This is a genomic window from Mariniblastus fucicola (assembly GCF_008087665.1).
GTDB lineage: Bacteria > Planctomycetota > Planctomycetia > Pirellulales > Pirellulaceae > Mariniblastus > Mariniblastus fucicola.
In genome coordinates this window covers 2780041-2799912 of the sequence record NZ_CP042912.1, presented here as the reverse complement: position 1 = coordinate 2799912, position 19872 = coordinate 2780041, and the positions used below count along the sequence as shown (strand labels likewise).

17 protein-coding genes are annotated in these 19872 nt (G+C 53.3%); 9 read left to right on the top strand and 8 right to left on the bottom strand.

Translation table 11 applies throughout. The features are described 5' to 3' along the window. The first annotated feature begins 20 nt into the window (after nt 1-20). Nucleotides 21-1751, top strand: a complete 1731-nt coding sequence (locus tag MFFC18_RS10425; RefSeq protein WP_148618796.1) for an outer membrane protein assembly factor BamB family protein — start codon at nt 21-23, stop codon at nt 1749-1751. A gap of 619 nt (nt 1752-2370) precedes the next feature. Here the strand turns inward: MFFC18_RS10425 and MFFC18_RS10420 are convergent. The 3 genes from MFFC18_RS10420 to MFFC18_RS10410 form a co-directional block, all read right to left on the bottom strand. Next, nucleotides 2371-2562, bottom strand: a complete 192-nt coding sequence (locus MFFC18_RS10420; protein ID WP_075081539.1) for a hypothetical protein — start codon at nt 2560-2562, stop codon at nt 2371-2373. 38 nt (nt 2563-2600) lie between these two features. Continuing rightward, a complete protein-coding gene (locus tag MFFC18_RS10415) occupies nt 2601-3539 on the bottom strand; it encodes an AlbA family DNA-binding domain-containing protein (protein WP_075081540.1) in 939 nt (312 codons plus the stop codon). A 110-nt stretch (nt 3540-3649) separates the two neighbouring features. Further along, on the bottom strand, nt 3650-4549 hold the full coding sequence (locus MFFC18_RS10410) for a BRCT domain-containing protein (RefSeq protein WP_075081541.1): 900 nt from the start codon (nt 4547-4549) through the stop codon (nt 3650-3652). 1121 nt (nt 4550-5670) lie between these two features. Here MFFC18_RS10410 and MFFC18_RS10405 point away from each other — a divergent pair. After that, complete coding sequence (locus tag MFFC18_RS10405) at nt 5671-6537, top strand: polysaccharide deacetylase family protein (protein WP_075081614.1); 867 nt, start codon at nt 5671-5673, stop codon at nt 6535-6537. A gap of 24 nt (nt 6538-6561) precedes the next feature. Here the strand turns inward: MFFC18_RS10405 and MFFC18_RS10400 are convergent, their stop codons facing one another. Together MFFC18_RS10400 and MFFC18_RS10395 are read right to left on the bottom strand one after the other, a co-directional pair. Continuing rightward, nucleotides 6562-7083, bottom strand: coding sequence for a hypothetical protein (locus tag MFFC18_RS10400; protein ID WP_075081542.1), 522 nt, complete (start codon nt 7081-7083; stop codon nt 6562-6564). Nucleotides 7084-7458: 375 nt separating this feature from the next. Continuing rightward, nucleotides 7459-8970: a trypsin-like peptidase domain-containing protein gene (locus tag MFFC18_RS10395; protein ID WP_084416669.1), complete on the bottom strand. Its 1512-nt coding sequence runs from the start codon at nt 8968-8970 to the stop codon at nt 7459-7461. 249 nt (nt 8971-9219) lie between these two features. On the opposite strand from MFFC18_RS10395, the gene MFFC18_RS10390 reads away from it, so the two are divergent. Continuing rightward, entirely contained in the window at nt 9220-9759 is a 540-nt protein-coding gene (locus MFFC18_RS10390) for a DsrE family protein (protein ID WP_075081544.1), read from the top strand. A gap of 215 nt (nt 9760-9974) precedes the next feature. Here MFFC18_RS10390 and MFFC18_RS10385 read toward each other — a convergent pair whose 3' ends face one another. Further along, nucleotides 9975-11966 carry an ATP-dependent helicase gene (locus MFFC18_RS10385; protein ID WP_075081545.1) on the bottom strand — a complete coding sequence of 664 codons (1992 nt, stop codon included), beginning with the start codon at nt 11964-11966 and terminating at the stop codon, nt 9975-9977. Nucleotides 11967-12210: 244 nt separating this feature from the next. On the opposite strand from MFFC18_RS10385, the gene MFFC18_RS25655 reads away from it, so the two are divergent. The 3 genes from MFFC18_RS25655 to MFFC18_RS10370 all read left to right on the top strand — a co-directional run bounded on the left by MFFC18_RS25655 (nt 12211) and on the right by MFFC18_RS10370 (nt 14375). Beyond that, nucleotides 12211-13467: a YfgM family protein gene (locus tag MFFC18_RS25655; RefSeq protein WP_075081546.1), complete on the top strand. Its 1257-nt coding sequence runs from the start codon at nt 12211-12213 to the stop codon at nt 13465-13467. Nucleotides 13468-13481: 14 nt separating this feature from the next. Further along, nucleotides 13482-13976 carry a YraN family protein gene (locus tag MFFC18_RS10375; RefSeq protein ID WP_238381099.1) on the top strand — a complete coding sequence of 165 codons (495 nt, stop codon included), beginning with the start codon at nt 13482-13484 and terminating at the stop codon, nt 13974-13976. A gap of 75 nt (nt 13977-14051) precedes the next feature. Beyond that, nucleotides 14052-14375, top strand: a complete 324-nt coding sequence (locus MFFC18_RS10370; RefSeq protein ID WP_075081547.1) for a metal-sulfur cluster assembly factor — start codon at nt 14052-14054, stop codon at nt 14373-14375. A 317-nt stretch (nt 14376-14692) separates the two neighbouring features. On the opposite strand, the gene MFFC18_RS10365 is transcribed toward MFFC18_RS10370, so the two are convergent. Together MFFC18_RS10365 and MFFC18_RS10360 are read right to left on the bottom strand one after the other, a co-directional pair. Beyond that, nucleotides 14693-15172 carry an NINE protein gene (locus MFFC18_RS10365; RefSeq protein WP_084416670.1) on the bottom strand — a complete coding sequence of 160 codons (480 nt, stop codon included), beginning with the start codon at nt 15170-15172 and terminating at the stop codon, nt 14693-14695. A 295-nt stretch (nt 15173-15467) separates the two neighbouring features. After that, complete coding sequence (locus MFFC18_RS10360; RefSeq protein ID WP_075081548.1) at nt 15468-16703, bottom strand: LpqB family beta-propeller domain-containing protein; 1236 nt, start codon at nt 16701-16703, stop codon at nt 15468-15470. A gap of 544 nt (nt 16704-17247) precedes the next feature. Between MFFC18_RS10360 and MFFC18_RS10355 the strand changes: the two genes are divergently transcribed. From MFFC18_RS10355 to MFFC18_RS10345, 3 genes are all read left to right on the top strand, one after another. Further along, nucleotides 17248-18210 carry a DUF1559 family PulG-like putative transporter gene (locus MFFC18_RS10355; protein WP_075081549.1) on the top strand — a complete coding sequence of 321 codons (963 nt, stop codon included), beginning with the start codon at nt 17248-17250 and terminating at the stop codon, nt 18208-18210. Between the two features lie 209 nt (nt 18211-18419). Then, nucleotides 18420-18908: a carboxypeptidase-like regulatory domain-containing protein gene (locus tag MFFC18_RS10350; protein ID WP_075081550.1), complete on the top strand. Its 489-nt coding sequence runs from the start codon at nt 18420-18422 to the stop codon at nt 18906-18908. 74 nt (nt 18909-18982) lie between these two features. Continuing rightward, nucleotides 18983-19870, top strand: a complete 888-nt coding sequence (locus MFFC18_RS10345; RefSeq protein WP_075081551.1) for a glycerophosphodiester phosphodiesterase — start codon at nt 18983-18985, stop codon at nt 19868-19870. Nucleotides 19871-19872 lie beyond the last annotated feature (2 nt).

Genomic DNA, 19872 nt, shown 5'->3' with positions numbered 1-19872 from the left:
AGTCCACATCGGTTTGCGCGATGACTGACCAAGAACCTTCCAATCCTGACCAGCCTCCAATCCTTCCGACGAAAACTTCAAAGGCTTACTTTCCGTGGGTAGTCGTCTTCGTAGTCGGAGCATTGTTGATCGCGTTGAACTTCTTCGACGATTTGCTGGCCGAAGCCGTGAATCTTGATCCTGGAGTCAGGAACCTGGCGATGTTTCTTCTGCCGTTGGTCGCACTGACGCTCGTCGGCTGGTGGTACCTGATTCGCCGTGCGCGAAGTCTAAATTGGAAAAGCCTGTTAGCTGTTTTTGCTGTTCTGGCACCGGTTGTTTTCTTCGTGCTGTATCAACCTGTTTTCGGTGGCAACGCGAACCTCGAAAGATTTGAGCCGCGGTTTTGGAGCGACGGAAAAGAGATCGCAATCAAACCCGCTGAAACGAAAACGTCGCGTCTGGCGACAACCACCGAGTATGACTTTCCTCAGTTCCTTGGCCCGGATCGCGATGGCACGATACGGAATGTGAAACTTGCCTCCTGGAAAGAATCGCCGCCTGAGCTGATCTGGAAACAGCCGGTTGGCGACGCGTGGTCAGGATTCGCGGTTGTCAACGGTTACGCGATTACGCAAGAGCAACGTGACGACCAGGAATGCGTCGTCTGCTACGAAGTCGAAACCGGCAACACGGTTTGGAACTATTCAGTCACGCGTCGCCACGAAGATTTTTCCAGCTTCGGTCGCGTCGGTCCGCGAGCTACACCGACGATTCATGACGGGAAAGTTTACGCCGTAAGCGGAACGGGCGTGCTCGATTGCCTCAACGGAGAAGATGGCTCGTTGATCTGGTCCTTCGATGTTCCCAAAAAGATGGGCATTGAACAGGTGTCGAATTCGAACAGCCGCGGCCTTGAATTCACCCAGGAAAACTCAACGCTGACTTGGGGCCGTTCGCAATCGCCGCTGATCATCGACGATCTCTTGATTCTTCCCGGTGGCGGAATTGCGCAGCCTGATGCGAATGCGGAAGAACCGGACTTGCGAGTTGAAGCTCCCGGGGCGACGCTGATTGCGATCAATCGGGAGACCGGCGAAGAAGTCTGGCGAGGTGGAGACCGTTCGATCGCGTACGGTTCTCCAATTCTGGCAACCGTTGCTGGCGTGTCGCAGATTTTGCTGATTGCGGAGGATCATTGTGTTTCACACGATCCGAAAACCGGCAAAGAACTATGGGCGTGGTCCTGGCCCGGTGGAAGCAACGGCGCTGCGAACTGTTCGCAGGTCACCGTCATCGACGACAACACAGTGATGATCTCCAAGGGGTACTCCACGGGTGCCCAAGTGATTTCGCTTGAGAACGAAGACGGAAAGTTGATTCCGATTCCGGAAGCCCGTGACCCTCGGGCGCTGAAAACGAAGTTCTCCAATCCCGCCATTCACGACGGGTACGCTTACGCGATATCAGATCGTTTCCTGGAGTGTGCGGATGCGAAAACATTAAAGAAGCAGTGGCGTCATCGCGGGTTTGGAACCGGGCAGTTGCTACTGGTTGGCGACAAACTGCTCGTCCATGCCGAAACCGGAAAACTCTCGCTGGTTACGGCGACCCCGGAATCCTACGAGGAGTTGGGCTCGGTCGAGACCGTTGACGGAACGTGCTGGAACACGATCGCGCTGTTCAAAGATCTCGTGCTGGTTCGATCGGAGAAAGAAGCAGCCTGTTTCCGTCTTCCGCTCGACAGCCAAACCGGGCCATTGACTCAGTGAATGCCCCTGACTTTCTCTCGACAGTCAACTTGATGCTCGGGGTCCGCGCTCTGTCCTTCCCAGATCCCAGTCCGCGGACCTGATGAAAACTGTGGCAGTATTGGAGGCTCGCCGAACAAGTTCACTTCAGGCAACCGTTCGATCGAACGAGCTAAACGCAACCGGAGGTTCAGCCCTCGCAAGGGGCTTCACCAAGGCAATCATGGGGTCCGCCCCACGGTTGAGATGCGGCTTACCCTCCGATCGGGGTCCAGATCGTTGGGTGAATCGCATCAAAGCGAAATTGGACACGGTTTTTGCCGGGTTTGGCGTTGGTGTTGGGTTGGAAGTCGCCCGGAGTGCACCTCGCTGCAACCCGCACTTTCGATCCATCCGCGGTTTAGGCGATGTAATATGCCGTGTTTGATGCTTAGTAATCGGCGTAGGATGCTTAGTAATCCGCATACGATGCTTAGTAGTCGGCATAGGATGCTTAGTAAACCGCGTAGGATGCTTAGTAATCCACGTAGGATGCTTAGTAATCCGCGTACGATGCTTAGTAATCCGCGTACGATGCTTAGTAATCCGCGTACGATGCTTAGTAATCCACGTAGGATGCTTAGTAATCCACGTAGGATGCTTAGTAATCCGCGTTTGCAGCTCCAAACATTGCGTTTGAAACCTGGAAAACCGCAATGGTTGCTTCAGCCATCGTCGCGGCAAGTGCCCCCAAAGCCCGGAGGATCACCGGTTTAACGAGTCGTCTGTCGCAAGTGCCGGTGCGGACGTTGCAGTCCAGACGTGCGATCATCATGCCGGAACCGGCGATCATGCATTCTCGAAATTCAGTAAAAATCCGGCTCTACGTAATTATTGCAATGTTGCGTATTGCGCTACGATCAACTCAATTTTTTCTGGGGGTACGGTAGGGTATGCGTCTTGAGCCCATTCAATGAATCTTTTCTGCTGTTTTTTTGTAACAACAGACGTCCCCAATAGTTCCCTGGACAAATCTTTCTCTAGCAGCGGAACGCTCAAGTCTTGTATGTGCTGGCCAACAAGCAAAGAGTCGATTTTTCTACTGGCAATCTCGACATCCCGGCGGATAAACTCAATTGCCTCTTTGTTCTCAAGGATATGGCGTTGATTTTCATAGATGCCTGAGGTGGAGTCCTCAGCGTTTGAAGCTGCATCTGAAGTCTCGCTGAATATTTGACAAGTCGCTTCCTCCAAGTTTTCGCGAATACTTTGAACATCATTAAAAACGGAATCGAATTGCTGAGACAGATTTGCAGTCAGTTGTTGCAATTGTTCGTGAACATGATCGGTAGCCTCACGGAAACGGGTAACGAAGGTCTCGGTCTCATTCGCAAGAAGTATTTGGAGTACTTCATTTGGGAGCAATGCCCGGTTGTGTCCATCGCCACGAATTTTGTATGTGCCGCCTGAGGTGCAATATGGTTTTGAATTGCCCGATGGTATTTCAATCCGAATAAAAGGTTTACGAGAACCATTTTCCTCAATCACCTCTAGGTCAACTGGTGGAGAGCACGAATTGGCTCGGTTTGTAATTTCAAGGCGGATATTGTCGTTTAGTTGACAACCGGCAATTTCCGTTTCCTGCCTCCCATCAGAACCGGTGTATTCAGCGACACCAAGAAGGATCGCGCCTCCGTCAGAAGCGTTCGCGAATGCGACGAGATCGTCCTGGTCAAGCTTGGAATTTTTCTTGAAGTCCACATCCAAGCCTTCCTCGCGATTGAGCAACATGCGTGCACGCTTCGTGATGGTTTTGTATCGAGTTGGCATATTTGACCAGTAGGTGTAGCGTCAATCTCTGAGCGGCGGCAAGTGATTTTCGTTTCAAAACGTCAGGGGGTTCACCGCTCTGGTGTTTCAAATTGCTATACCGCACTTTGCTACGTGTAGTCAGCGACGGCATCCCAGTAGTCGTTTTCATGAACGATCACGATTGGCAACCCTTTCTTTCGAAATGAAACGGCTTGCTCGACCTTGCGACCGTAACAAGCATATGCCCAACACGGGTTGCCATCCGCGCCGACAATCAAATAGTTCACGGATTGTGTTAGCCCGCGCGAAAACATTCCGCCAAAATTTGCTACCTGCTGTGCCAATTCGTCGCGCGTCATTCGTGTTGAGGTGCCAGTGAAACAGAACTTCTGTTTCAGAAATTGAATTTCAGGGCAGACCGCGCAGACGCCACCAAGCAGCAAGTCTTCTGATTTGGCGGGCAGTTTCACTGCTTTGTGTCCCGGTCTATCAGTGAATTCACGAAAAAAGGCCAGCAGAGCTTTATGTTCACCTTCGTCGATAACGCCGTCCTCAAGTACAGCGATTATCAAAGCCTCAAGCTCGTCATACGGCCAGCAAGTTTTTAGATGTTCGTGCTCATAGAGCCATTCGTTCAGGTTTTCAAGTTCATCAACTGTGATTTTCCCGTCGGCGGCGATGCCACCAAGAATTCCCTGTAGTCTCTGCATGTCAGAAGAGACTTGGGAGAAGAATGAGTTTTCAGTTGAGAATTTGTTGCAAAGCCAAAGAATGTCTGCCTTCTCATCATCGTCAAGGATTCCGTCAGCGAGAATTTCGTTGAGCCGGCCAATGACCTCATTGAACGGGTGTCGGTTTGCATGCTCGCGATGGCTTGCAATCCATCCCGTAAGAGCAGCGAGTTCTTTATCATTGATCTTGGAATCAATGGCGATCCCTGTCACCAACCCTTCAAGGGTGTGCATCGAGCGGTCAATCCGTTGAGGACCAGTGTATCTCAGGTATGCAGCGTTGTCTTCGTTCAGCATTCACAAGCCTCGGGTTGTTCAAGCGGTGCGACTGGGTGTTCACCTGCGACAAACGGCGAGTGGTCTCGATATAGATGCCGCATGATCATCAGTCTATCCGGCGGTGATAACACCAACAAGAAGCGATTTCAACCCAACAACGTTTTGTCATGCGGCATGTTGTGAGTCTTGAAACCTCTTTCATAAACACGCTGTTGCAACGACAAGTGATGGAGGGAAATGAATCTCCTTCCGTCGCTTGGCCTGCTTCACCGTCTCGATATTCGTGTTTAGATCTTCTTCCTGTAGCCCTTCAGGTTCGATGCCGACTCAATGCGATTCTGACACCGCTGTTGCGAACGAAAACTCGGGCCAACAGGCTCAGACTGAATTGGAGCAAACGACATCTGCCGTTGATACTGCCGCCGCGCAATTGAGCCATTGAGAGCCATGGAAAACCGGGCGCGTCGAACAAATATCTATTCCGAAATAGCCCGGCCCGCGGCTGCGGTTCAACGAATTGCTATCCTGTCTATTTCTTGGATAGATATTTCGACAGATAAAAGCCACCAATGGCAAGAACCAATATGGCGATTCCTGCAATTTGGCCATATAGGTAGCCTTGGGCTAGTGGAACGGCGTCAAAGAACGAGAAGAGTTGCATGTTTGTAACTCGCTACAGGGGCTAAGTTTCGGGGATGTCCCATTGATTGTTGAAACTGTCGGTGGTCGCGCTAAAAAGGGTATCGTAGCTGTTCTGTTTGAGTGACTCAAACGGCCGGACCTTGTTTTTCTACAGCAGCTCGCGACTGGATAAAAACGAGGTCCGGTAAAGGATTTTGGTTAACCTATTTCGATTTCAATATGACCATCAACAATTCCAAGCCGCCACGGCGTGATAAGCCCAGTCCGGCGGACTCCGGTTTCATTTTTTGGCTAGAGTTGTACAGTCGTCTCATTTGAATTCGTCGAGCGCTTCCCAGACGGCCTCTGTCGCCGTTTAAGCCCTTCAGCGGGAATAATGCGGACAGATTCGGCTTCGATTTCCTCGACTTTGGGTAGTGATTCTGCTAACGTCAGGAAACAGCCTGTTTGCCGTTGGCGTTATTCATGCCCCGCATATTCTTGAAGTAATCGATCTCATGCCAGTTACATTACAACCAAAATGGTTCTTGCTTTTCATCATGTTGATCTCATTCCCGGCAGTCGCCACTGCGCAGGATGGATATTGGCCTGAAGGGAAAACATTTTGCGTCACGCTTACCTACGATGATGGACTGCCAAGTCATCTTGAGCACGCATTGCCACAATTAAAGGCCGCAGCGTTCAAGGGGACATTCTTCTGGCTGGGCGAAGAAGTTCATCGTTGGTCACAAGACGACTTGGACCAGGTCCGTGAGGCGGGGCACGAGTTGGCTGGGCATACGATCTTTCATCCTTGCCCCCGCAAATTTGATTGGGTGAAGGCCGGAAACGCTTCGGAAGACTACAACGACGAACGGATGGCGAAAGAACTTGATAAAAACCTGGCGAACCAGATCAACAACGGTGTCGAGCAGGGAACCGCCACGTTCGCATATCCATGCGGCTGCACATATATCGACGAAGACAAACATAGTTATGTCCCGTTGGTCAAAGAGCGATTCTTTGCCGCGCGAAGCACCAGGAATGGAATCGAAGTTCCTGGCAATGGAAACATTGACTTGTTTGATGTGAAGACAATCGCAGGCGATCAGCACGACTTGGCGTTCCAGCTTGCGCAAGTTGACGCCGCAAAAGAGGCCAACGGTTGGCTTGTTTTCATGTTTCATGGTGTTGGCGGCGACCATCTTGCAATTAGCGCTGACGATCATCGGGAAATACTTCGAGCGTTGCAGGAAGATGATTCCGTCTGGGTGGCTACATTTCAAGAGGCCGCCGCATGGGTGAAATCGAAACAGGAAAATGCAAACGCAAAACAGGACAACGCAGAACCCGGAACGCCGGACTCTGCGACTAAAGTGAAATAGAGTCTCCAGCTTGCGAGTTGGGTATCAACTGCCGTGCTTTGGCGCCGCTAACGCCATTCTCGATGCTGTGCCATCTTCAGCGATCGTAATTTGCCCCCTTTCATGCCGTTGAGATAGTCCAGCCAACTCAGTCCGCATCATACTCAAGTGAACACGCCCACGGTCGCCCAGCAGCCAGCGAGCAAGATCTACATAGTCGAAGGCGAGCGAGATAAGCATGACTGCCAAGGCGACGATGATCCATTTGCCGAGCCATGTTTCACGCACTCGCCAAGTCGTTCTGATTTTCAGAAGGTAGACGTCGGCAGGAGTCCAGAAAACGATGTGGGCGAGCCCGAGGATGCGGCTGTATCCGAAGTTGTGGTAGAGCAGCAGCATTGAAGGCAGAACGAAAACCGTGAGCAGGGCGACGGGAATTAAGTTGCGGCGAAACAGGAACAGGATCATCGACAACAAGGTGACCGGGCCCAGAATATTCCCCCATATTTGAAGCCACTGCGGTTGAGCGGCAACATCAGCGGCGAATTGTTCAAATAGCTGTTGCATCAGGAGATAGACTCACATTCAATAGCCTGGCCACAGGGATTGGTTCCGGCTTGAAGCCGGGTTCAGCCGCAAAATGTTCGCGGCCACCGAGCCCGAACCAGCGAACGTTCATCTTCAAACACGCGCAAGTCGGGCTTCGCAAGCATCGTGTTGTTATCCTGCGGAGTTGGCACTTTTGGCCGGCGATGCGAATTCCAAATATATCACCAACGTTGCAATGAGAACGGCGTCGACCTGAATTTTCGGAAGCCACCGTGACGTGTCGCTCCTGTTGGCAACGCTTTACCGCAGCTTCCGCCTATTGCTTTGAACGTAGGACTCGTGGAGTTGCAGCATTGAATGCGTCGGGCAGGTGATTTGCTGTACTCACTTAACCTAGCGCCATTCGCGATACTGTGCCATCTTCAGCGAACGCGATTCGTCGCCTTCCATTCCGCCGAGATAGTCCAACAGCTTTGGGGTTGGGTCGGAAATCGTGATGGTGCGCGAATCCTGCGGATTGCTTTTGGAGCGAACTGTGATGATGACTTCCTGGTCAGAACTACGAACAGGCGATTGGAACGAAACGTTCTGAACAGGCGAGCTTGCAGCAGCGACGCGAGGAGCAGTTCGAGGGGCAGTTCGAGGGGCCAGCGATCGTGGTGTTTCCCGCTGGCGACGAATCGGAACCAGATTCCGCGAGTCAGCAGCGTTTGCCGCGGCATTGGACGCAATCATGCGGCGATCTCGAAGTGGGCTGGCCGGAGTCGATTGAAACAGATGTTCAAGATTCGTCTTGGTGATCTGCCAATGAACGGTTTCCAACGCCGAGTAAATGCCCTCGTCGACTTCAACCGCTGCCGCGTTGCAAACTCCGATGAGCTGGCCCTGGGCGTTGAACAATCCGCCACCGCTGCGGCCATTGACCGGGCGGCCGTAGATGTCGTACTTCATCGAGCCATCGTAGCGGGCAAGATTCTTGATCGCAGTGTTGCGGATCGTTGGGTCGTCGCCGTGGTCGCAGCCAACCGAAAAGACCCGATCGCCACGATCAACTTTCAGATCGGCGATTGCGACTTCGACCGCGTTGAGCGAATGGTTGCCGTTTTGAATCGCGACCAAAGCAATGTCGTTCGCTTTCGCATCGTAGTCCAGCAACTTGCCCGGAACTTTGACAGTGGCTCCGTTGGCAAAACCGAACTCGGCCGTGATCTCACCACTGCCACCGGATTCGCGAAACACGTGACCGCAAGTCATCACAAGGCTCTCGCCCTGGTGCGTATGGATCACAGTTCCCGTTGCGTAAGACGTGCCCGTTTCGTCTTTGACCTGCAGCCGAACGGTCGCGTTGAGTGCTCTGGCTTCGAACCTGTTTTGCGGTCGGTCCGTCCCCTTGTGCATCGTCGGGGTTGAAAACGCCGCACCGGATTTGGCGACTGATTTGTTGGAAGCGAGGGAGACTTTCGTTTGCACCGGTCGAGTTCTGGGCGAATCGTCCGAAGCCGTACGGGTGGATTGTTTCAGCGTTCCAGCCGGGCGAGTTGGCGTGTAGCCAATCGTACGAAACCAGCCTCTCAATTCTTCGGCTCGCATCGGCCGCGGTTGCCATGCGAGGACTTCGTTGCTGCGAACGAGAGCCAGCGTTGGGGTGTGGGTGACCCGAAACGCGTCCGCCCAATCAGGTCTTTCGCCGACGTCGACGGTGGTCACGGGGTATCCTTCGGTCCCCAGCTGTTTGATGACGTGCTTGACCTGAATGCAGGGAGCACAGCCTTTGCTGGTGAAGAAGTACAGCATTGGTTTTTCGTCTGCGGCGGCGGTGAGTGTGCTGCAGAACGAGACCAAAACGAGCAATAACAAGGCAGGTGTGTACTGCCAGACGGTACGGGGGTTCCCGATAGTTGTCATCCGTTCCCTCCATGGACTGGATGTGATGTTTTAGTTTGCTGGCGGTAAAACGTTCACGCGTTTTGTAAAAGTTGCATCCTTGCAACCCTGCAAATGGCCGTCGAATCCGACAACGAGCCGTTTGCCTTCCACCATGACAACTTTATTGCACCTTCTGTGCCGAAGTCGCTAAAGAATTAGAATGTGTTTGCCGACGGTCGCAAACCTCGATCGTGAAATCAAACCCGCTAGCATCTCAAAGGCTCGTCCATGTTTTTAAAATTGTCCGTTTGTTTCCTGGTCCTGTTCGCTGCTGTCGCGATACCGCAACAGAAAGATGTTTTTCGGGCGGGCAGCGTGATTCCCGAGTTTGGCAAAATTGCTTCCGTTGATTCGGATGTGAAGCTGAGTGCTGATACGGAGTTGAAGATCTGTTTCGACGTTGCGGAAAAGTCTGGGGCAAAGATCAATCGGACTTTCGACAGCGCGGCTCGGTTCATCAACGTCAATGTTGACGGCGGCGCGGATCCGAAGAAAGTCTCGGTTGCGATCGTGGTCCATGGAACTGCGGCGATTGACGTATCGAAGAACGAGTTCTACGGCAATGAAAACGATGGGATCGAGAATCCTAACGCGGCCATCATCGCGGCGTTGCAGAAGAATCGCACGACGATTTATCTGTGCGGGCAGACCGCAGCGTGGCGCGGGATCGGGAAGGAAGATCTGCTGCCCGGCGTGAAGTTGGCTCCTTCGGCGATGACGGCCCACGCGTTGTTGCAGCACGACGGATATGCGCTGTGTCCGTTTTAGCGTTGGGGTGGTTGATTGTTTAACGGCAAGCCGCAGGCGACGGTGACTGGATGGTTGGAGACGCAGTCGCCTACGGCTTGCCGTTAAACGACGGAGGGGGATGGGAAGGGATGCGGCTAGTGGCGCGGCGTTTGAGACGATTGGTTGGTGTGAGAACGCAGTCGCCTGCGGCTTGCCGTTAAACGACGGACGGAGATGGGAAGTGGCGCGGGCGCCTAGCGCTTGCTGCACTTCGCGTAGTTCGGGTTGTCGGCCTGATCGGTCAGCTCATACAGGAACCGACTGGGAATCGTCTCGCGGGCCTTGCCCCATTTCTTGCGAGTCAGGCTCATCGACATCGTCAGCCGCTCTTCCGCTCGCGTTACGCCGACATAGCACAAGCGTCGCTCTTCCGGCACACCCGCTTCGTCGTCTTCCAGCGAACGTTGGTGCGGAAGGATGCCTTCCTCCAAACCGACGATGTAGACCTCGGGGAACTCCAGACCCTTCGCCGCGTGCATCGTCATCAAAGCGATCGCATTCTTTTTAAGCTGCTTTTCCTTGTCGCTGTTCGCATCCTGGTCGCCAAGCAGCAAGCGATCAAGGAAGTTCGTCATCGTCGGCTTCTTCCGGCTCTGTTCGTAATCCGCAAGCGCGTTCACCACCTGCTCCACAACGCTCCAGCGGCTCTCGCGGTCGTCGGGTTCCGAATAAATCCGGTCAATCTCAGACTTGTAGTCGATCTTGTCGATCAGCATCCGAGCCTGATCCACCAGCGAATGGTTCCCCGCAACACTGCGGACTTCATTCACCGCCGCCGCAAGTTGATCCAGCCCCTGCTTGACCCGCGCTGTCACCTTCGGACGCTCTGCATATCCGCAAACCATATCCCACATCGGGACTTTCTCGCGAACCGTCCGGTCCAGCAGATTCTCGATCGACTTCTTGCCGATCCCGCGCGGCGGCGTATTGATGATTCGCAAAATGGAAACTTCGTCCGGTTCGTCCAGCAAACGCAAATACGCCAGCACGTCTTTGACTTCCTTGCGATCAAAGAACGACATGCCGCCGACGAGAATGTAAGGCAGTTTGGCTTCACGCAGCGCCGTCTCAAACGGCCGCGGCTGTTCATTGGTGCGAAACAGAATCGCAAAATCTCGCGGCTCGCGTCCGTGTAAATTCAACCGATTGCTGATCGAGCGAACGACTTCTTCGGCTTCCTGCGTTTCGTCTTCCCACTGATTGATGATCGGAAGTTCGCCGCCAGGTCGAGCCGCAACAAGGACCTTGTCGTGGCGCGTCGAGTTAAATCGGATCAGCGTATTGGCGTACTTGATAATCGCTTCGGTCGAGCGATAGTTTTCCTCCAGACGAACGACCTTCGCGTCCGGCCAGTCTTTCGCGAACGCCAAAATGTGCTCGACCTCTGCTCCCCGCCACGCGTAGATCGACTGATCATCGTCGCCCACAACGCACAGGTTGCGGTGTTCGCCGGCGAGAGCTTTCACGATCCGATACTGGCTGGTGTTCGTATCCTGATACTCGTCGACCAGCAGATGATCGAATCGGTCGGCTTCTTCCTGTCGCACATCCGGATGTTCGCGAAACAGCTGCTCCGTCAGCAGCAGCAGATCGTCGAAATCGACGGCTCCGCGAAGTTTCAGCTGTTTCTGATAACGCTCAAACCCGACCGCCGCCAGGTGTTGAGCGTCCGATTCGCTCTGCATCATCGCCTGTTTCGCATTGAGCGACTTGCACTTCCAATTGCTGATGTGGAACAGCAGTTGATTTGGCTTGAGCGCCTTATCGGGAACGCGGATCTCTCGCAGGATCTGCCGAGCCAGGCTCTCTTGATCGCCGCGATTATAGATAGCGAACTTCAGCGGATAGCCCAGTTTTTCGATGCGGCGACGCAGGATTCGAACGCAGAGCGAGTGAAACGTCGAAATCGTCGGCTCGTTTTCTGACTGCTCTGCCTTCTTCTTGTACTTGTTTTTGGTGCCAATGCTGCCCCCGATCAAACCGGTGAGCCGTTCCTTCATCTCGTTGGCGGCCTTGTTTGTGAACGTCACACCGAGGATTTTGTGTCGCGGCACCCCGTGCTTGATCAGTTTAGCGATGCGGAACGTAATGACGCGTGTTTTTCCAGTCCCGGCACCGGCGAGCACCAGCAACGGGCCGGACAGCGTGTCGACGGCTTCCTGTTGTGCTGCGTTGAGACCGCTCATCGATACTGAAATCTGGGTAGGTTGGAGGTACAGGACAATCGGCGCGCAGTCTATCGAATTGGGGCTGAAATGTGAGGGGGCAAACTTCCGATTGGCTGGAAAGGGGCCTGTGTTCGCTATTGACCGTTTCTCCGGGGAAACTCTATACTTTTGGATCGATCCGGGCGGAGGATGTGCGCTGTTAGCTGTGGATCGAGATACACAATAAAACAAAACAACGGATGCCCACGACGGGTCATTTATCATGTCGAAAACCAAGCCCAATTCAAAAAAGAAAACTGGCTCTCAAAAAGTGAAGCCAAGCGACGTGAACGAGATTCCCGTTGATGGCGAAGCGGAAGAGGAGCTTTCGGCAGGCGAAAAGTTTCTGATGGCGTCCAAGCCATACTGGGCTCATATTCTGCTTGGCGTTCTGTGTGTCATCTTCGCCAGCGTTTTGTACACGTCGTACACAAGCATGTCGACCGAGAGCGCGTCGCAGCCATGGCGTGATTTGAATAATGCGATGACGCAGGCGGGCCTGACCAGTGACGTTTCCAGCTTGAAAGAGATGGCGACAAACAACGAAGGTACCGCGGCGGGCCATTGGGCGTTGCTGATGGCGGGCGACAGCGAAGTCAACCGCGGCATCGACATGTTGGGACGTGACCGAGCTGGCGGATTCAAGCTGATCAAACGCGGTGTTGAGTCGCTGCAGACAGTTGTGGATGCTCCTGCGTCTGAAAAGTCACCGATGGTTCAACGCCGTTCGCTGTTTCGATTGGCCAACGGTAAAGAAGCACTTGGCGAATTTGAAGCAGCCAAAGGGCTCTATCAGACTTTGCTCGACGCGGCTCCCGATTCGCCGTTTGCAGACGTGAGCCTGCGTGGCATCGAGCGTTGTTCGAATACAGAGCTGGCCGCGGTCTACGACAAGTTTCGCAATTGGGAAGAGTCGACTGGGGTAGCTCCAGGGCCGCTGGTTCCAGATAAGCCAACGTTTAACATGGACGAGATCAAGCTGCCTGAAGGCCAGTCCGATACCGTTAGCGGTGGCGATTTTGGCGGCGAGGCGAAGAAGGAAGAAGCAGAATCTGAGGATCCGGCGTCGGAAGGCGATGCGGAAGATAAGTCTACGGATGAACCGGCGGCTGAGATGCCGAGTGAAACTGAGCCAGCGAAGGAAACTGAGCCAGCCAAAGAAACTGAGCCAGCCAAAGATACTGAGCCAGCCAAGGAAACTGAAAAGCCTGCTGAGACTCCGGCTGAATCGGAAACGCCAACTGAATCTGAGACGCCAGCCGAGCCAGGATCTGAGCCTCCGGTGAAAACGGAAACTCCTGCCGAAACGCCGACGGAAACGGAAACGCCAGCGGCTGAACCAAAGGCTGATCCGCCGGCCGAAACGGAAGTTCCAACAACCGAGCCAGACGTTCCGACGGAAACTCCTGCCACGGAAGTACCTGAAACGCCAGCCGAAGGCGAACCACCGGTTGAGCCTTCAACTGGCGACGACGGTTAGTTGAACATTTGAACGTGCGAGAAAGCTTTGCGAAACGACTGAAAAGAACGACGGTTCTGTCGGTCCGCAAAGCCTTCTTCCGTTTGCTGCTTTGCGATCCGGCACTCGGTTTTGTCGACCGCGCCGAGCCTTCGATGCCACTGGGCCGCCGCGGAGAGCGGGCCGCTGAGCGGTTTTTGCTAAAACAGGGCTACTGGATTGTCGAACGTAGCTTTGGTGAAAAAGTCGGGGAAATCGACCTGATTGTCTCCGACGGCTGGACGGTTGTCTTTGTGGAAGTCAAAACCCGGACCAGCGATGTTGCGGGGGATCCGGCCGAAGCGGTTGATCTGAAAAAGCAACGGCATATCACTCAGACGGCTCGACTGTTCGCGACAAAGAACCGGCTCGAAAACACGAGTTTGCGATTCGATGTGGTGGGCATTCTTTGGCCCGATCTCTCGCGACCGCCTCACATTTACCACTATGTTGACGCCTTCGAAGCAACTGGCGATTTCCAGATGTTTTAGACTCACTCTTCACTTTTGTTGAGCGTCGGATAACATTAAGAACACCTTTTAACCTCGACGACAAGGAACGCTCCAATGGCACTCCACGAAGATCATGTCCGCGAAGCACTCAAGCAAGTGATCGACCCTGAATTGTTTATCAACATCGTTGATTTGGGTTTGATCTATGAAGTCGACGTTCTGCCAGTCGAAGGTGAAGAAGACCAGAACGACGTTAAGATCAAGATGACGATGACCAGCCCAATGTGCCCTGCCGGTCCTCAGCTTGTTGCCGATACGAAGAAGTACGCCAGCGAAGTCGAGCAGGTGCGAGAGGTCGAAGTTGAAGTCGTGATGGATCCACCGTGGACTCAGGACATGATGACCGACGATGCTCGCGATCAGCTGGGCATTTTCTAGGCGCTGTTTGACAAATTGATTTTCATGTCGTCCACGTCGGCCAAACATGAGCGGTAAGGCGCTCACATTTACCAAACAGTGCCTGGGCCCTCTGACTAGGGCTCGTTTTTTCGTTTGCCATCGGAACAGCGTTTGTCACGGCGGGCGATGGGCGATGGGCGATGCCTCACGCTCACGTGTTCATGTTCGCCAGAAAGAAAGATTTCTCTTTCGAAATTGCATGAAGGGGTGACTAAGGCTCCAGTGCCGTTGCTGAGGTTCAAGTAACATCGCTGAAGCTGAGGCGGCATCGCTGAGGCTCGAGGCGACCTTTCTGCTTACCAAGCCATTTGGTAGTGGCTGAATTCTCGAACGGTGCTCCGATTCCGATCACTGATCTGATCGTTCATCGTCAGCACGTCGTACACGTAGCCAACGCCCATCAGTCCGCCAGTAAGCAGGAACAACAAGCCGGTGAAAATCTTGCCTTCGTAAAATCGGTGCACGCCAAAGAGGCCGAAGAACACCAGCAGAATCCAGGCGATGTTGTAGTCCGTTCGGCCGGGAAAGAACTGCTCCGCGGCCTCACGATTCATCGACGGAATCAGAAACAGGTCGATCAACCAGCCGACTCCCAGCAGCCCGAACGTAAAGAACCAGATCGCGCCCGAAACGGGTTTGCCAAAATAGAAACGGTGTGCTCCGGTGAATCCGATCAACCAAAACAGATAGCCGACAGCCATTGAATGTGACTCAACATAGCCGACGGGAACGTATTTGACATACTGTTTCGTGGGTGGAACTGCTTGGCCCTTCATGAAAACTTTCTCACCTGAAAATTGGTTTGGATAGCCTGTTATTCGCCGAGCAGACCGCGATATTGGCAAGAAATCAGAAATTCGGGGCCGGCTTTCCCGCGACGACCGTCATCTTTCGCAGAGCCCATTCCAGCTCTGATTCCAACGCCATGTTTGGCCGCATATCCGCACCGACCGCCAGTCATTCCCCGTCAGGTCCAAGGCGATTACCGTACCTTCGGCGCATAAAAATACCCCTCCCTGAACTGGCCATGGGAGAGGCTGTGGTATCAAAATCCGTTTGACAAATCGAAGCTTATTTACGTCGTCGGAACAGGATCGTTGAAGCAGCCGCGAGGATCAACGGCAAAGCGGTCGGCTCAGGAACGGCGTTGATCGAAGCCCGAAACAATCGAAATCGGCCATCGTCTCCGCTGTCTGAAAGATAATACAGGCTGTTGCCGTCAGGGCTGAACTGAAGCGTATCGACTCCACCGAAGTCGACATCGAAACCGTTCTCCTGATCGAAGAAAGAACTGTCGCTAACCAGCGTCGGATCTCCGCCGGTAACTGGGACGACGAAAGCTTCCGCGACGCCATTGGTAAGGTAATCGCCAATGAATGCAATCGTTGAACCGTCTGGGCTGATCGTGAAGTAGTTCAAATCGAAATCGTCGCGAAGAGTGCCAGCGATCAAGGAAACTGCGTCGCCGCCATTGATCGACAGACTGTAAAGTTCGTCCTGATCATCGGTTGTCAGATCACCACGAAAAACAATGGTCTGTCCGTCCGAAGTGACGTCAACGAAATCGATGTCTGACCCACCCGGGTTGTTGGTTTCGAAGTTGTCAATGGAGATCAATGTTGGTGAAGCAGCTGTCGATCCATCCGCAGCCGTAAGATAGAAAGCGGTTTCTGGATCGCCATTACCTGCTCCTGGGATCGGGGCAGAGAATCCGGCGAAAATGATGTTGGATCCGACCTGTGCGTAGCTACCGGTGTCGATTTCCGAGATGTCGCCGGCGTTCAGTTGAATCGAACTCGTTGCCGAAGCTCCTGCGATTGGTGTTACGAACAGAGAACCGCCATCGGAGTAGAAAAAGCTGTTGCCGTCAGCACTGATTTGTGGGTCGAAAGCGTTGTTTCCGGTGAAAGTAAGCTGCTGAGCCGTTTGCGATCCGTCAGCAGGAACCAAAAAGATCTCGTTCGTCGCACCGCCGGCAGCATATCTGGCTGTCACGTGCAATCCGTCTGGAGTCCAGGCCACACCGCCATCGTTGTCGCCAACGCCTGCCGGTGAAACCAGTGTCGCGGTGTTCATGACACCTGAGTTCAGTGACGCAACGTACGTTTGGTCACCATCGCCAAGGTCCGCGACCATTACGATCTGCGTGCCGTCGGGTGAGATTGCAAATTCGTCGATGTCGCCGGCAGCCACGGCAGGATCGAAAAAGATTTCTTCTACTGTCTGTGCAGATGCAGGAATTGCGAGCATTGAGACCGCAGCAAGCGAAGCGAAGAGTTTCGCGCCTAGTTGGAAATGTTTAGTCATTGTTTCGGGTTCAGGGTAGGAACCTCTCCTCATGTGAATAAAGTCCGGAGTCACGCAAACGCGACCTTCTTTGTCGCTGCGCAAGACACTGATGCTTCGGTGCTCATGTTCGATACAGAGCCACCTCATTGGTCACAGAGCGTAGAAACAATCGATGACAAAACGGAAAAGGTTGAGTGAAGGAAGCGTGAAGTCTTGCTAATGAAATCTTCAACTTTCCCAAACCGAATATTAACAGGCACTCTCTAACCTCTCCGTCGCTTGAAATTTGGAAGCGGCCGACATGCATTGCTGTGGCAAGGCGACGGGTCAAACTGTTACATGCAGCAACGCTTTGGTGACCGTTGATATCCGTTTGCGTAAACCAAATTCGCGAAGTCATGGGACGCTGTTTTGTCGCGTCCCTGACCGAACGAACGCCTGTAGGCGTTTCGAGCAACAGTCAAATTCGTTGCGATGATTTTGGTGCATCGTGAAGTCACAGCTTTGTTGTGAAACCTTGTTCAGGTTTGCAAAGCGTCAAACTTTTTATGGAGATCTGCTAGTGAGTTTTAAGCAAGAATGGCCCCTATCCCGAAGGTCTCAAACCAGACCCGGATTCACCCTGGTCGAATTGCTTGTCGTGATTGCAATCATCGGAATTTTGATTGGCATGTTGTTGCCCGCAGTCCAACAGGTTCGCGAGGCGGCCCGTCGGACAGCCTGTGCAAACAATGTCAGGCAGCAAGTTTTGGCTGGCCATAATTTCGAGAGTGCTCACATGCACTTCCCTTATGGATGGAACAATCGAGGTACAGGATGGAACGCGTTGCTGCTGCCTTTCATTGAGCAGAACAACCTGTGGCTGACGCTTGATATCATCGAGGAAAGCGACAACTGGGCGACCAACGGATCGGACAACGAGGCTGCAGCCGGAACAATGATTCCCGGCTATCGCTGCCCAACGATGCCGATCGAAGAGCATATCGACAACAATGGAATTCCGGGCCGCGTCCCGGCGAGCTATCGTGCCAGCGCCGGCAACGAAGTTACTTCGGATGACACCAGCTCGATTCTGCCTGATACCAAGTCGATGGAAAGCATCGATCTGAACGGGATTATGTTTGCCTGCAGTGAAATTACTTTCGGAGATATCTCAGACGGTACGTCCAACACAATCATGGTTGGCGAGTCGCGCACCGATCCCGGTTTTGTCAAAGATGGTCAGGCGATGGATTACTGGTACATCGGTTCTCCGACGGCAGATCCATGTCGTTGTGACGGCGGCAACGGAGGCACCGAGTTTTCCGAACTGGTTGGTGCAACCTACACGCCGATGAACATCAACAAGCTGGATCCAACAACGGCAGGCCGCTTGATCGAGCTGAGTTTCGGAAGCTACCATCCGGGCGGAGCGACGTTCGGTTTGTGTGACGGGTCGACGCACTTCATCAGTGACAGTATCGACATTGTGACCTACCAGGCTCTCGGGTCTCGTGACGGTGGCGAAGTCGTCAGCGATTTCTAGACTCTTGGTGTCAGGTCTAAACAAAAAGAGTACGAAGCGCGAGTGAGTCAGAATGTTGATGACTCACTCGCGTCCTTCGGGCCTGCTTACTTTTACATTCTCCAAACAATGCTCGATGCACGAGCACATATCAGCGGTGCGAAGCGTTCAGTCAGACTGATGCGTCGCGTTGATCAATTCTTACACTATAAAACGGAAAACGCTCTTCCATGAAATTCTCAAACCGACCAATAGCGATGGGAATCTGCTTGATTGCGATCACGATGGTTTCCGGCTGCATTGGGTCCAACGAGGCCAACTATTCTCAACTCGGCTTGATCAAAGTCACCGGAAATATCAAGCTCGACGGTGAACCGTTGCCCGACACCGTCGTTTTCTTTGAGCAAACTGACGGAACGATGTCCTATGCGACGACCGATGCCAATGGCGATTATCGCATGAAGTTCAATAGCGAAGTTGATGGCGTTTTGCCAGGCGAAGTCGTCGTAAAGATCAGTACTCTGGCCAGCACGGGCGAACTAAAAACGGATGAAGGCGACGCAGAAGTCGATCCGGATTTGCCTAAGCCGAAGGAAAAGAAAGAGCTGGTTCCCGTAGAATATCACAAGGAATCAAAGTTGAATCTGACGATCCCAACGGGTAACAATGTGTTTAACTTCGACCTAAACTCGGATGGTTCGACGACAGGCCCCATCTAAAACTGGATGACGCAGCACCTGCTCCGAAGAATCTACTTTGAACTTTCGCTTCTTCAATCTGACACGCTAGAACCATGAAACTATCTCGTTTGCCGCTGCCATTGGTGTTTCTCTTGATTTCCATTTTGCCAGGTCTTGCACCGGCTCAGCTGTTCGTCGCTCATCGCGGCGCGTCGCACGACGCACCGGAGAATACTCTGGCGGCGTTTCGGCTGGCTTGGAAGCAGGGAGCCGATGCGATCGAGGGCGATTTTCATTTGACGTCGGACAAGCAGATTGTCTGCATCCACGACAAAGATACGGAGCGTGTTTGTCCGACCAAGCCAGTATTGAAAGTCGCGGAATCGGATCTGGCGACGTTGCAAAATCTGGAGGTGGGAAGCTGGAAAGGCCGTCAGTTCTCCAGTGAGAAAATACCCACGTTGAGCGATGTTCTGGCGACCGTTCCGGAAGGGAAGAAGATCTTCGTAGAGATCAAGTGTGGCCCCGAGATCTTGCCGGTCCTTGAGAAAGAGTTGGCTGCGTCGAATTTGGAGCCGGAACAGATCGTAATTATTTGTTTCAAATCCGCAGTGATTCAGCAAGTACGTGAGTCGATGCCTCAATACAAAGCGAATTGGTTGACATCGTATAAATTAAAAGGCAGTGAAGACGACCCGTCCTGGACGCCGACTCAAGACGAGGTGCTCGCCACGTTGGCCCGGACTCAAGCGACTGGTCTGGGATCGCAAGGGCACGAGGACGTCGTCACGGAGGAATTTGTGGCCGCGATGGTGGATGCAGGATTCGAGTTTCACGCCTGGACGATCGATGACCCGAATCAGGCAGTGCAACTAAAGTCGTTCGGCACGTCATCGCTGACCACCAATCGTCCGGAATTCCTGCGGCAACAGTTGGCGGATCCGAAGTTGGCCGCGCCGAAACCGACGACCGAGTCGCCGCGCGAACTACTGGTGAAGTAGGC

Excerpts from the sequence above, each read along its gene's own strand:
- MFFC18_RS10425 (WP_148618796.1), top strand. The coding sequence starts at position 21 with ATGACTGACCAAGAACCTTCCAATCCTGACCAGCCTCCAATCCTTCCG.
- MFFC18_RS10420 (WP_075081539.1), bottom strand. The coding sequence starts at position 2,562 with ATGATCGCCGGTTCCGGCATGATGATCGCACGTCTGGACTGCAACGTC.
- MFFC18_RS10415 (WP_075081540.1), bottom strand. The coding sequence starts at position 3,539 with ATGCCAACTCGATACAAAACCATCACGAAGCGTGCACGCATGTTGCTC.
- MFFC18_RS10410 (WP_075081541.1), bottom strand. The coding sequence starts at position 4,549 with ATGCTGAACGAAGACAACGCTGCATACCTGAGATACACTGGTCCTCAA.
- MFFC18_RS10405 (WP_075081614.1), top strand. The coding sequence starts at position 5,671 with ATGCCAGTTACATTACAACCAAAATGGTTCTTGCTTTTCATCATGTTG.
- MFFC18_RS10400 (WP_075081542.1), bottom strand. The coding sequence starts at position 7,083 with ATGCAACAGCTATTTGAACAATTCGCCGCTGATGTTGCCGCTCAACCG.
- MFFC18_RS10395 (WP_084416669.1), bottom strand. The coding sequence starts at position 8,970 with ATGACAACTATCGGGAACCCCCGTACCGTCTGGCAGTACACACCTGCC.
- MFFC18_RS10390 (WP_075081544.1), top strand. The coding sequence starts at position 9,220 with ATGTTTTTAAAATTGTCCGTTTGTTTCCTGGTCCTGTTCGCTGCTGTC.
- MFFC18_RS10385 (WP_075081545.1), bottom strand. The coding sequence starts at position 11,966 with ATGAGCGGTCTCAACGCAGCACAACAGGAAGCCGTCGACACGCTGTCC.
- MFFC18_RS25655 (WP_075081546.1), top strand. The coding sequence starts at position 12,211 with ATGTCGAAAACCAAGCCCAATTCAAAAAAGAAAACTGGCTCTCAAAAA.
- MFFC18_RS10370 (WP_075081547.1), top strand. The coding sequence starts at position 14,052 with ATGGCACTCCACGAAGATCATGTCCGCGAAGCACTCAAGCAAGTGATC.
- MFFC18_RS10365 (WP_084416670.1), bottom strand. The coding sequence starts at position 15,172 with ATGAAGGGCCAAGCAGTTCCACCCACGAAACAGTATGTCAAATACGTT.
- MFFC18_RS10360 (WP_075081548.1), bottom strand. The coding sequence starts at position 16,703 with ATGACTAAACATTTCCAACTAGGCGCGAAACTCTTCGCTTCGCTTGCT.
- MFFC18_RS10350 (WP_075081550.1), top strand. The coding sequence starts at position 18,420 with ATGAAATTCTCAAACCGACCAATAGCGATGGGAATCTGCTTGATTGCG.
- MFFC18_RS10345 (WP_075081551.1), top strand. The coding sequence starts at position 18,983 with ATGAAACTATCTCGTTTGCCGCTGCCATTGGTGTTTCTCTTGATTTCC.